Annotated in this window: 11 protein-coding genes; 9 read left to right on the forward strand and 2 right to left on the reverse strand. The window is 44.7% G+C overall.

Translation table 11 applies throughout. From position 1 onward, the window contains the following. Position 1 precedes the first annotated feature (1 nt). From A3K86_RS02695 to A3K86_RS02705, 3 genes are read left to right on the forward strand one after another with little or no spacing between them, the layout of a single operon-like run. Positions 2-307 carry a magnetosome protein MamC gene (locus A3K86_RS02695; RefSeq protein ID WP_068327307.1) on the forward strand — a complete coding sequence of 102 codons (306 nt, stop codon included), beginning with the start codon at positions 2-4 and terminating at the stop codon, positions 305-307. Then, a complete protein-coding gene (locus A3K86_RS02700) occupies positions 300-602 on the forward strand; it encodes a hypothetical protein (RefSeq protein WP_068327310.1) in 303 nt (100 codons plus the stop codon). The genes A3K86_RS02695 and A3K86_RS02700 overlap by 8 nt, the downstream gene beginning before the upstream one ends. Beyond that, positions 599-2,659, forward strand: a complete 2,061-nt coding sequence (locus A3K86_RS02705) for a heavy metal translocating P-type ATPase (RefSeq protein WP_068327313.1) — start codon at positions 599-601, stop codon at positions 2,657-2,659. The genes A3K86_RS02700 and A3K86_RS02705 overlap by 4 nt, the downstream gene beginning before the upstream one ends. Before the next feature lie 111 nt (positions 2,660-2,770). Here A3K86_RS02705 and A3K86_RS02710 read toward each other — a convergent pair whose 3' ends face one another. Next, a complete protein-coding gene (locus A3K86_RS02710) occupies positions 2,771-3,877 on the reverse strand; it encodes a M20 family metallopeptidase (protein ID WP_084406476.1) in 1,107 nt (368 codons plus the stop codon). A gap of 181 nt (positions 3,878-4,058) precedes the next feature. On the opposite strand from A3K86_RS02710, the gene A3K86_RS02715 reads away from it, so the two are divergent. The 6 genes from A3K86_RS02715 to A3K86_RS02740 all read left to right on the forward strand — a co-directional run bounded on the left by A3K86_RS02715 (position 4,059) and on the right by A3K86_RS02740 (position 11,688). Next, positions 4,059-5,054, forward strand: a complete 996-nt coding sequence (locus A3K86_RS02715; protein WP_084406477.1) for an ATP-grasp domain-containing protein — start codon at positions 4,059-4,061, stop codon at positions 5,052-5,054. Beyond that, positions 5,051-6,562, forward strand: a complete 1,512-nt coding sequence (locus A3K86_RS02720) for an ATP-grasp domain-containing protein (RefSeq protein WP_068327316.1) — start codon at positions 5,051-5,053, stop codon at positions 6,560-6,562. The genes A3K86_RS02715 and A3K86_RS02720 overlap by 4 nt, the downstream gene beginning before the upstream one ends. Before the next feature lie 130 nt (positions 6,563-6,692). Then, positions 6,693-9,350 carry a M14 family zinc carboxypeptidase gene (locus tag A3K86_RS02725; RefSeq protein ID WP_068327318.1) on the forward strand — a complete coding sequence of 886 codons (2,658 nt, stop codon included), beginning with the start codon at positions 6,693-6,695 and terminating at the stop codon, positions 9,348-9,350. A gap of 276 nt (positions 9,351-9,626) precedes the next feature. Beyond that, entirely contained in the window at positions 9,627-10,460 is an 834-nt protein-coding gene (locus tag A3K86_RS02730; protein WP_068327320.1) for an AraC family transcriptional regulator, read from the forward strand. Between the two features lie 125 nt (positions 10,461-10,585). Further along, complete coding sequence (locus tag A3K86_RS02735; RefSeq protein ID WP_068327323.1) at positions 10,586-11,362, forward strand: AzlC family ABC transporter permease; 777 nt, start codon at positions 10,586-10,588, stop codon at positions 11,360-11,362. Between the two features lie 2 nt (positions 11,363-11,364). Further along, a complete protein-coding gene (locus A3K86_RS02740) occupies positions 11,365-11,688 on the forward strand; it encodes an AzlD domain-containing protein (RefSeq protein ID WP_068327326.1) in 324 nt (107 codons plus the stop codon). A 96-nt stretch (positions 11,689-11,784) separates the two neighbouring features. Here A3K86_RS02740 and A3K86_RS02745 read toward each other — a convergent pair whose 3' ends face one another. Then, positions 11,785-12,066, reverse strand: coding sequence for a hypothetical protein (locus tag A3K86_RS02745; RefSeq protein ID WP_068327329.1), 282 nt, complete (start codon positions 12,064-12,066; stop codon positions 11,785-11,787). Positions 12,067-12,111: the final 45 nt, after the last annotated feature.

Consider the following 12,111-nt stretch of genomic DNA (forward strand, 5'->3'; position numbering starts at 1 on the left):
CATGAGTAACGCGACTGATAAGTTAAGCCCAGCGAGTCGCGCCATGATTGCAGGTACCATTATTGGTGGTGCAGCATCGGCGGCTCGCCAATGGAAGGGTTATCAGGAAGAAACCGTCGAGACTAACGAGATGGTTTCAAACGTGGTGAAAGACGCATTGAAAGCAGGCGTCGCAGGTGGTGCCGCGACCTATGTCGCTGACAAAATGGCAGGGCGTCCCGCACTGTCCATGTTGACCGTATTAAGTACCGCAGCCGTTGGCATGTACTTAATGGATCAATACGCAGGAAAAAAGAATAATGAGTAATAAACATCCTTATTATAACTACCCATATTACGGTGGTTACGCTGCTCAACAGCCTCAACAACAAGAAACGCCATACAAAAAGCAAAACTCGAAAACCCACTTTGTAATGGGTGTGGCTGCGGGTGCTGCTGTGGCTTACTTGCTATCAAACAAGAAGTTCCAACAAGGCGTTGCTGCGACAGGCGAGAAAGCATGGTCAGCAGTACGCGGTGAAGTGGAAGAATTAAAAGAACGTTTGGAAGATACCCAAGCGGAACTTGAATACTACCGTAACCTTCACAAAGGTGACGAATGATTGATGTGCGCGTACAGCACCGCTTCCCCGGTCGTATTCGCTTCAAGGTACCAGCGCTAAGACATTACTCAGACATTGGTGAGTGGATCAAGCAAAGCTTGCTTGCAATTCAAGGTATCAATGAAGTACGAGTGAACGAGCATGCGTGTTCGATCATTATTCAATACGAGCCATTGTTGCTAGATTGCAAAACGCTAGCCGCCCGTATTGAAGCGCTGAACCTTGAAGACGCGGAATCTACTGATGTCGAACATGAGTACACTCGTGGTGATGTTGCTCTTAATGTTATCGGTACTTTGTCGGCAGCCATGCTACCAAAACGTTGGGGTGCGCTAACGACAGCGACCTTGATTGCCCCAACGTTGGTTGAAGGTATTGAAGAGATCCGTGATAAGCGTGTTTCGGTAGAAGTACTTGATGCCATTGCGGTTGGTTTATCGGCATGGCGCGGCGATTACCAAACCGCGATGTTAACCCAAAGCTTAATTAGCTTGGGTGAATACATGGAGCAGCGTACTAGCCGTAGCAGTGATCAGCTATTGGCTGATCTAATGCGCCCGCAAGAATCATTGGTTTGGAAGATCACTTCCGAAGGTAAATCACAATGCTTGTCTTCAAGCCTTGTGGCTGGTGATTTGATCGAGTTGATGCCGGGTGATGCGATTCCTATCGATGGTACAGTGCAATCGGGTACAGCGTTAGTAAATCAATCAACACTGACGGGCGAAAGTGTACCAGTTCGTCGTGAACAAGGTGCACAAGTCTACTCAGGTACTTCGATTCACGAAGGTGGCATCAAGGTTCGCGTTGAAAAAGTGGGCAGTGAAGCGACGACAGCTAAAATCGCGAAGCTGATTTACGAATCTCTTAGTGAGAAAAGTGAAATCCAGCAAGTAACCCAAGAGATGGCAGATCGTCGAGTGAAGATTACATTAGGGATCGGTGCGGCAGTATTCGCGTTGACTCAAGATGTGAACCGCTTAGCGTCCGTGTTCTTGGTGGATTACTCGTGTGCGTTGAAGCTGAGTACGCCAGTGACGTTCAAATCCATTATGTACCGTGCAGCGCAAAATGGCATCTTGTTAAAAGGTGGCAGCGCAATCGAGAAGATGGTGAAAGTCGATACTTGTGTATTCGATAAAACCGGTACGCTGACTTACGGCGATATGGAAGTTACCGATGTCATTCCATTGTGTGATTCCAATACCGCCCGTGACTTGCTTGCGATTGCAGCTTCAGTGGAAGAGCACAGTAGCCACCCGTTGTCACAGGCAGTGGTGAATGCAGCTAAACATAACGAACTTCCACATATCGATCACGGTGAAGTGGAATACGTAATTGCACACGGTTTGCGCAGTACCCTGAATGAACATTGTTTGATGATGGGCAGCCGTCACTTCTTGGAAGAGCATGAAAACGTAGATTTTTCTGCTTATGAACAAGAAATCCGTGAAATGGAGCAGCTTGGTCGTCACCTGATTTTCATTTCTCACCAGAAGAAACTGATCGGTATGATTGGTTTGCGTGATCATCTGCGCGAAGATGTGGTTGAAACTTTCCAAGCTCTTCGTGATGCTGGTATTAATGAGTTGGTAATGATCTCCGGTGACCGTGCCTTTAAAGCACAAATGCTTGGTGATGAGCTGAAACTGGATCGTGTTTTTGCTGAAGCAACACCAGAAAGTAAATCTGGTATTGTGGAATCGCTGAAACAGTCAGGTCGCACCGTGATGTTTGTTGGTGATGGTGTGAATGATGCACCAGCGCTGACTAAAGCAGATGTTGGCATTGCGATGTGCAAAGGCACAGAACTTGCCCGCCAAGCGGCTGATGTTGTGTTATTGAGAGATACTCTTTACGGTGTTGCCGAAGCGCGCCAGTTGGCACAAATTGCGATGTCGTTGGTGAATAGCAACATTAAGTTAGCTGAGTATGTGAACAGCGGTATTATGTTTGCGGCAGCGCTAGGTTTCTTGAAACCTGCGGCGAGTGCTTTACTTCACAATGGTACAACTCTCGCTATTTTGGCGCGTTCTTTAGCGGTGAAAAACGGTTAAGCCAATACCAAACTGTTAAGTCGTGAATTATAGCGCTTAAATGAAATCAAGCCCGACGAGTGATGCTCGTCGGGCTTTCTTTTTTTCTTTAACTTTTTACTCTTTTACTTTCTATTCTTTTATTTGGCTAAAGTGGGCCAAAATTGCGGTCACTTCTTTTATTCTACGGATGAAGCTTTGCTTCGATGCGCGTTCAAATTCGGTATGATCGCCATCACCGAAAGGGCCAAACCCATCAAGGGTTGGCACTCCTGCACCAGCCATTACATTGGCATCACTCACACCACCTCGTTGCTCAGTCAGCAGTGGCGTACCGATAAGCTGTGATAGTTTTTCAATCAATGCTTGTTGCTCAGCGCTCGGGGTCATGACATTTCGTTGTAAGCCACCAGTTAACTCGGTTGAAACACCGTCAACGCCATGATTAGGGATAAGGGCAGGGATCGCTTTTAAGATCCGATCTTGCTCATCTCGGGTAGTAAAGCGGGTTTCAACCATCAGCTTGGCATAAGGGGAAATAGTATTGGTGCTGGTGCCACCTTCAATTAAGCCAACATTTACTGTGGTGCCTTTGTCGAGTTCAGTCAGCTCGGTTAGGGCAATCAATAATCTTGCTGCGGCTAAGTTCGCATTACGGCCGCTGGTGTAATGGTTACCCGCATGTGCAGCAACGCCAGTTAGCTCAACACAATAGGTCGCGACGCCTTTGCGACCATTAACCACTTCATGGTTTTCACCCGCAGCTTCAAAATCAATACAAGCTTGGTATTGGCTGGCGATAGCACTGGTGATGGCTTTGCTGTCGTCGCTGCCTGTTTCTTCATCACTGACTAACAAGAAGTCGATATTGTTGATTTCTCCATATTCGATAAAGATGTTGCGAAGTGCAGAAAGGGCAACAAAGTTCCCGCCCTTCATATCACAAGTGCCTGGACCGTATACCCACTCTGTATCTTCTTTAAATCCTTCAAAGGTATTGGGTGGAAACACGGTATCGAGGTGACCAAGTAGTAGTAGTCGATCTTGATTGTCGATCACATTGCTTTGAAACAACATGTGATCACCAATTTCTTCTCGTGGGAAGGTCGTCGTCGACATACCTAGCTTTTCTAACCACTGTTGCATGAGTTGTCCGTTGGCATCAACGCCCGCCTTGTTTTGCGTCCATGAGTTGATGTCTACCAATCTTTTTAAATCACTAAAATCGATACGCGTCACAGCTTAATTCCTTCTTCAATGTAAATGCGTTAATCGGAGACTTGTCGATGAGAATTTCCACTTGGGTCACTGTTATCACAGTGATGCAACACTATGATATGCAACTATAATACTATCATTTTTGGAATGTTTGGATTCTCATTCAGCATATTTTTGAAGTCGAGTGATTTAAGGAAAAGTTATGGCTGCGCATCGAGTTGGTTTATGGATGTATCAAAATTCAGGTGGGACAGAAATCGAGAAGAAAATTGTCGCTCAGTTAAATGAAAGAGATGTCGAGGTAATCACAGGGTTAGACTTGAATCATGCCTCTGCTCATAACGGCAGTATTTTCTGCAATGGGCATGCGATGGAAGATTTGGATTTGTTTTTCTCGTACAACGCTGGTCAGCAAGGCCCATTTCAAATGTACTTGTACGAGACATTAAGCAGCATGATCCCAACCGTGAACAACTACGCGTCGTTTGAACTCACGGAAGATAAGTTCCGCACCGCGCATTTGCTGAAAAGACACAACATTCCGACTGCTGATCATATTGTTTGTAACAAACATAATATTGAGCAACTGCGCGAACACTTACGCTTCTGGCAAGGTAAAGCGATTTGCAAGCCCGTCAATGGCTGGGGCGGCAATGGCATTATCAAACTAGAAAGTGAGCGTGACCTTGATTTGCTGTTGCCATATATCACTTTGCAAAACTCACCTCAGTTCTATATTGAGCGTGTAATTGAAAACGATTACACCGATTACCGCATTGATATCGTCGATAACAAATACGTGGCGTGTTATGGACGTAAAGCGGCGAAAGGTTGTTGGAAAACCAATGTCACCAGTGGTGGTAGTGTGATGTTGCGTGAGCCGAGCCAAGAGGTCATTGATCTGGCATTGAAGGCCGCCAAAGTCACCGGATTGGAAGTGGCTGGGGTCGATATTATTTACGACATTGAACACCAGCAATACGTGGTGATTGAAGTAAATGGTATCCCAGCATTTGCGACGCCAGACCAAGAAAAAGTGGGATTGAATTTCAACGATACCAAAATTGAGTACTTGGTGGATTTGATAGAGAGAACCATCAAGAAAGACGAACATGCGCAAACCAGCCCAGTAAAGGAATTATTGCAAGCGGATCTTGGGCTAGCGACAGAGACTTTTGTGGAGGATAAAGCACTATGATGACGACAAATACCCAATCAGCGCATTCAGATAACAGCGTGAAGTCAAGCAAGCTACCTAAGCTGGGTATGTTATATCTCGATCATGTGCTGCGTTTTTTCGATCGCTCAAACTTCCAAGGCTGGCCCGATAAGATTGAACAAGTGGTGTACCACTGGGGCAACGACAAACAGCGTTTTATCAATGAAGTGAAACGTAAAAAAATCGATGTGCTGATTGGTAATATCCCAGCGACGGCGTACGAAACTTTCCGTGATATTGCGCGTGCGTTGCCACACGTTAAATTCATTCCATCGCTAGATAGCCAGTTCAGTAATAAATCAAAAGAAAACGTGACTCACTTCTGTGAGAAGTACCAATTACCGATCCCGAAAACACACATTTTCTATCAAGCTGACCAAGCTTTGGAGTATTTACGAACCGCCACTTATCCGAAAATTGTGAAGCGCTCTTATGGGCCATCTAACTATGGCGGTTATTTTGTCCATAAAGTGGATAGTGCTGAAGAGGCAATCAGTCTATTTTCAGAGCGTCGCTACTTCCCAGCCTATATTCAAGACTTTGTACCAATGAAGGCGGATATTCGCGTGATGTTGGTCGGTCATCAGCCGGTCTGTGCATTCTGGCGTCGCCCACCGGAAGGTGAATGGCTCACCAATACCAGTCAAGGTGGCAGCATGGATTACCAAGCTGTGCCTCGTGAAGTACTTGAACTAGCAGTGCGCGTGTCAAAAGCGGCAAAAGCGGAATACTGGGCGTGTGATATTGCTGTGAGCACTAAAGATGAATACACCATCTTAGAATGTGCCACCGCGTTTGCAGCTTTCCCATATATTCGAGATTGGATTGGCCAATACTTGATGTGGCATCTCGCGCCTGATCATTTCCGTAAGCCGTTCTTTGCTGATCGTAACTGGGAAGAGTTAGGAAAGATTGACTCATCTTTACTTCGCACTATGCGCCATATCCGATTTGGTCATGCAAGCGTCTCGACTGACACTGGCGAGTATGCTCCAGCTGATGAGCAATATTCGTTATTAAATACCTACCGTGAAGCGGGTGAAGAGTGGCCAAGTGAAGCTTGGAACTTCCAAGATAAATTCCAAAGTAATAAACATAACCCTTACTTTGGTGAAGATGCGGCACCTCAAGAAGTTGATGATGATATTGAGCGTGATATTGAAGATTTTCTTCTTGATACAGGAATAGAAGATATCGCCAGTGCTGAGTCACTTTCATCTGATGAAAATTCGTCGAGCGCTCGTGAAATGGCAGGTGAGAGCTGTCGCCCTGTGACCAAAGCGCAATTAATAGCATTCTTTGCATCGGTCAAAGGGATCGGGAAAAAGTTACCAACGGAAATTGTTGAGACATTGGGTGTTGAAGGCACATTAGCTGTTCTGCGAGAAGCGCCAGAACAATTGATGAGTTTCCGTAACTTAAAACAGAAGAAGCTCACTGCAATTTTAGAACAATGGCAACGTTTTGATTTTGAGAGCGTGAGCTAATTAATGCGCAGTAATAAAGCGCATGCTGTAAAAGAAGAAATGTGAACAAGTAGTTGATACCAAACTGAGTAGGCTAATTTTAACGCCTACTCAGCGCGTTTTTTGATTAGGGATGAAATAAGGATTTCCGATGAAGAAGCAATATTTGTCGTATCAAGAGACAATCGATTTTCTTACTCGGGCTATGGAAAAGCACCCGAACTTGATCCGACTGGAAAATATCGGTGATACCCACGAAGGGCGACCGATTATGATGGTGACAGTGTCACAAGATGTCGCCTATGCCGATTTAAAACCCGCTTTACTGTATACCGGTACTATTCACGCAAGAGAGTGGATAGGTATCGAACTCGCCGTCAACTTCATTCAGTATTTACTCGATAACTATCCAAGTAACCCAGATGTGGTTGAAGCATTAACACGCAATACCTTGTACATGGTGCCGTGTTTGAACCCGGATGGTTTTGAATATTCTCGTCAGCACTTTTCCTTCTGGCGTAAGAATCGACGCGACAACGGTGATGGTACATTCGGGGTCGATTTAAACCGTAACTTCGGCATTAATTTCAAACGTTCAACTAATACCCAATCCAATATCTATGGCGGACCTGCAGCGTTTTCTGAACCAGAAACGCAAGCCATTAAACAGTTTGTGGAAAACCATAACAATATTCGGATTGCATTAGATTATCACTCACAGGGCAATGTCTTTTTCCCTGCGCATAAGTTTAATCATGAAGCTGAATTGGAAGGCACAGACTTGAACATTCTGTGTGCCAATATGGCGAATGAAATCTACAAGGTCACTAAGCGTCAATATGGTATTCACCGTGGTAAGCCTCCAGCAAACTTGATCCACGGAAGTGGCCGTGAGTATTACTATGATCGCGGGATCTTGTCGTCAGTTGTTGAAGTGGGAAGTCGCAATATTCCTGACTATATGATCAACATGTCGCAAAGCGTGGATGAGAACATTCCGGCATTGTTATATGCCTTAGGCTCAGCCATCAACTATTCCGATTTAGCACCGAAACGACCAGAAAACTTCACCATTACAGAGGTTACAGCCAACCAAGCGTGGTTGAGTTGGGACGCCTCACCGGATGATGACGGTTGCTACTATCAGGTTTATCGTGCTGAGTCGCCTAAGTACCAATGTACCCGCGAGAACCTTATCGCGATCACCTCACAAAACGAGTACGTTGATAAGCAATTGAAATCAGGGCACCGTTATTACTACAACTTGCGCAAAGTGAATCGTATAAACCGTGTGAAATCGCCTTTCGCGCCAGAGGTGAAAATTAAAACCTGTCTGGAAAAAGATGAATTTGCTTTCACGCTTTTCCCAACCCCAGAACAAATTGGTTACGTGGGCGAGTTAACTAAAGCTAATAACCGTGAACACTTTGGTTACAACTCACTCTTTATCGGGGTGAACAAAACCAAAGGTGTTTGTTATGGGGTGATTGATTTTAATATCGACCGTTTACCTGCGGACGCCATTATTAAAGATGCCGTGTTCTCGCTTTACCCAATGAACCGCGTTGGCGCCAAAATTGAGAACTACGGCGAATGGTCAGTGTCGATCCTTAATCCAGAAGAGATCACCGATATTACTGATTTCGAGCAAATTCGATCGGCAACACCAATTCAAACCTTGGGTGATGCGATTGATTCCGATCAGCTCACTCAAGGCATTTGGAAAACATGGCGATTTAGCGCCTTAGAAAAAAGATTGGTGGAAGAGCAGCTTGAAAAAGGGCGCTTGTTATTGAGATTGCAAGGGCCAGATAATCTACCGCTTTGCAATGATTCGCAAATGATGCAGTTTGATATCGGTTACGGACGTTTCGGTGGTGGCATTCATTACCGACCAAATCTCGATTTGATCTACACCCGCAAACCTTATCAAATCGCGCTGTCGGCAACGGATTGTCATACTATCGAGCGTGAAGCGCATTATCCGGCTGAACTTCGCTCTGGGTTTGATCATCAAGGCGAAACTGTGTTTGGCCAAGTTGGATTCTCGCTATCGTGTATTAGCAATAATAGCGATATCGCCATTACCGAAGCGTATTTTGAAATTGAAAGTGGCTCTTTGGTTGGCATTAATCAACCGATGCGATTTACGGTAGAAATGGCAGAGCTCGAAAGCCCTGATTATTACAGTGTTAGAAATCGCGAGAAAATCGAGTTCATTGGCTACGAAGTCAGTAGCGAAGATCTGGCTAAATCACCACGTCAGCGCTTTATGTTCGATAGCTCGGCACGACAATATCTTGAGCAGCTTCATGCCGAAGGTAAACATGTGACGCTAATCATTCGTGCTACTTCCGCATCACGACAAAAAGAAGCCATTGTTGATTGGCATGGATTAGAAGGCGAGCATCGCCCGCAGTTGGTGATTGAATATATCGAGCGTCGAAACCATGCCCTTGAAACGCCACAAAACCTCGAAGCACAGTTGCAAGATGGTCTAGTGAAACTGACTTGGGATAACCCAGACCATCCTGATTTTGTTGGCTGTTATGTGGTGCGAAATAGTTTCCACCCACCACGTTCACCGTTCGATGGCGTGAAGTTGTATGCCGGCAAAGATAGCTATACCTTTGATCGCTTCGGTAACGCTAATCTTCCTAAATACTATTCCGTGTTTAGTTACGACAATGTGCCTAACTATTCTGTACCAGCAATGTTGAAGTTCAGTACAGAAGAGGTGACACCAATCGAGCTGGAAGAGTTTGAGCCACAAGACGAGGTTGAAAAGCGTTATCGCGACGGTAATTAGTTGAGGTTGAGCAAGAGCTTGAAAGCTATCAATTTGTTGGGTTTTAAAAGTAATAAAAATGAGATGATGGCTTTCTCTCGTGCGAGAATAAAGCGCTAAAAATTAAAATGATAGCAAAAGGCTTTCGTATGAAAGCCTTTTTTGTGTCTGGAAATTGAGAGTGAAGATTTAAACGCTGCAAGAATAAACCGCAATTTTGTACAAAAATATCTGTGAGGTGTACGCTAGACTGAAAGTGAAACATTGCGTTTAACTTAGAAAAATAATCGAGATTGAATGGCTAACAAGAAAACAGCGAAAGAAAGAGCTGATTATAAGATCACGGATGAACTTGGTGGCCTAGAGATCCTTGATGCTGAATATGAAAAACAGAACTTTTCGCGTCATAGCCATGAAGGCTACACCATAGGTGTGATTGAAAACGGAGCACAGCGTTTCTATCGTACTGGTGGTCACCATGTTGCACCGCAAGATACCATCATTTTAGTTAATGCCGATGAAGTGCATAGTGGTCATTCTGCAACAGAAGGAGGCTGGGCATACAGAGCGATGTATCCACTTCCTCAGCAGTTGGAACAACTTACCCAAGACTTAAACTTACCAAATTATGGCGCGCCGTATTTTCCGAGTGCCGTGGTTTCGGATCCTGATTTAGCTAATCAAATACGCTTGGTGTTTAACACCATTGAAAATTCGGATAATCGGCTGTTAAGAGAGACGTTGATTTACGGCACTCTAGTTAAGTTGATGGCTAAGCATGCAAAATCAAGCTTAAACATCAACACACAAACTAAGGCACAAAGGCAGTTGCTATTAGTGAAAGAATTCTTAGATGACTTTCCGCAAGCCGATGTGTCGCTAGACGATTTAGCAAAACTTGCTGCGATCAGTCCTTATCATTTAGTACGCTCATTTCAGAAAGAATTTGGCTTACCACCTCATGCATATCAAATTCAATCGCGGCTAAGGTTGGCAAGAAAGCTTTTGAAGCAAGGCTACAGTATTTCGGATGCCGCTCAAGAGTGCGGTTTTCATGACCAAAGTCACTTCCATCGTCATTTCAAAAAAACGAACGGTTATACACCGGGTCAGTACGTCAAAACACTCTGAGCAATTTTGTACAAGCGATGAGTGCTTGAAATAACTAGATTGAAAAAACGCAGCAGAAATCTAATTAGAGTAGGTTTTGAAAATAGCGTGAAAAGTAATAACCCAGTTGGTAAGAGGGCATAGCCGTGGAACAAAATGACGATCATTCAGCCGATAGAAAAACACCTTTTTGGCAAGGCGTATTAGCGGTGCTGCCGCTAAGTATTGCAGTTATCCCGTGGGGAATATTGGCAGGTTCGTATGCTATTGATGCTGGGTTAACTGGTATAGAAGCGCAAGCTATGTCAGCGGTGTTATTTGCAGGTTCGGCACAATTAGTGGCTTCGGGGATGTTCAAGGCAGGTGTCGGTATTGGAACTTTGCTGCTGACGACGTTTTTCATCACGTCACGCCATTTTTTATATAGCGTGTCGATGCGAGACAAAATTAGTCATCTTCCATTTCGGTGGCGACTCGTGTTGGGCTTTTGGCTCACCGATGAGCTGTTTGCTGTGTGTGGCGGACAAACGAGTAAAGAGTTCAACCGTTGGTTTGCTTTAGGCGCTGGTGGGTCATTCTACCTGATTTGGAACCTCGCCAGTTTTGTTGGCATTGTCGCGGGGAGTCAGTTTCCTGCATTAAATGAGGTAGGACTAGATTTCGCGGTTGCGGCAACCTTTATTGCTTTGGTTATCCCGCAGATCAAATCCGTACCAATTGTTGTGTCTGTTATCGTGTCGCTGATGGTATCTGTGGTGTTAACGCTTGTTGAAGTAGAAGGGGCACTGATGACTGCATCTTTATGTGGTATGGCTTCGGGGTATCTTAGTGAGCTGTTATTAGAAAAAGCGCGTTCATCACAACGAGCCACAGCTTCAACCGCACGAGGCTCAACTGAAACTGAGCATTCAAAAGGAGAGTAGGCATGATCATGATATCGATACTAGCGATGACAGCCATTGTATTTTTTAGCCGCTATATTTTCCTTGAGCCACGCGTGCCGCTCAAGTTAAACAACCATGCACTACGTGTATTAAGTTATTCTAGCCCAGCAATACTAACCGCTATTTGGGCACCCATTATTTTCATTCCTGAAAGTGAAGGGAAGCTCTTTATTAGCTATCAAAACCCATATTTGCTAGCCGCAATTATCGCTGGATTATTGGTTTGGAAAACAGGCAATGTCTTGCTGTCGATTATTCTTAGCATGGGAGCGTTTTTGTTCTTTAATCTTTATCTTTTTAGCTAGTGAGTGCAATACGCTACTTTGCGCTTCAGGTGGGAGCTAAACGTTTGAGATCAATTTACCCAACGCTTGGTTATTACCACGCGTTGGGTTTTAGTATTAAGGAGCAATTCTGTTATTTCGCACTAGGGCTCTGCGAATATTTTTACACATCTTACCGAACCTTGCGATCTCATCGAAAGTGGGTGGCAACCCGCGATTGATCTGGTGTTCCCAGTAGGTTAAATCAGAATCAACCATTTCCATTAATTTCTTCGGGCAGCCTATGCAACTGTTGTCTGGCCCACACACGAAAGTATCTTCTTGATATAGCGGAAACTCTAGTTTGACGGCATCAATGATTTGCTGCATAGCCGTGATTCTGTCTGGCTTTTTGCTCACAAAATTAGCTCCTAAAGACGTACAAGCCAGCATTATAGGAGTTAT

The organism is Photobacterium jeanii (genome assembly GCF_001650345.1).
GTDB classification, from domain to species: domain Bacteria; phylum Pseudomonadota; class Gammaproteobacteria; order Enterobacterales; family Vibrionaceae; genus Photobacterium; species Photobacterium jeanii.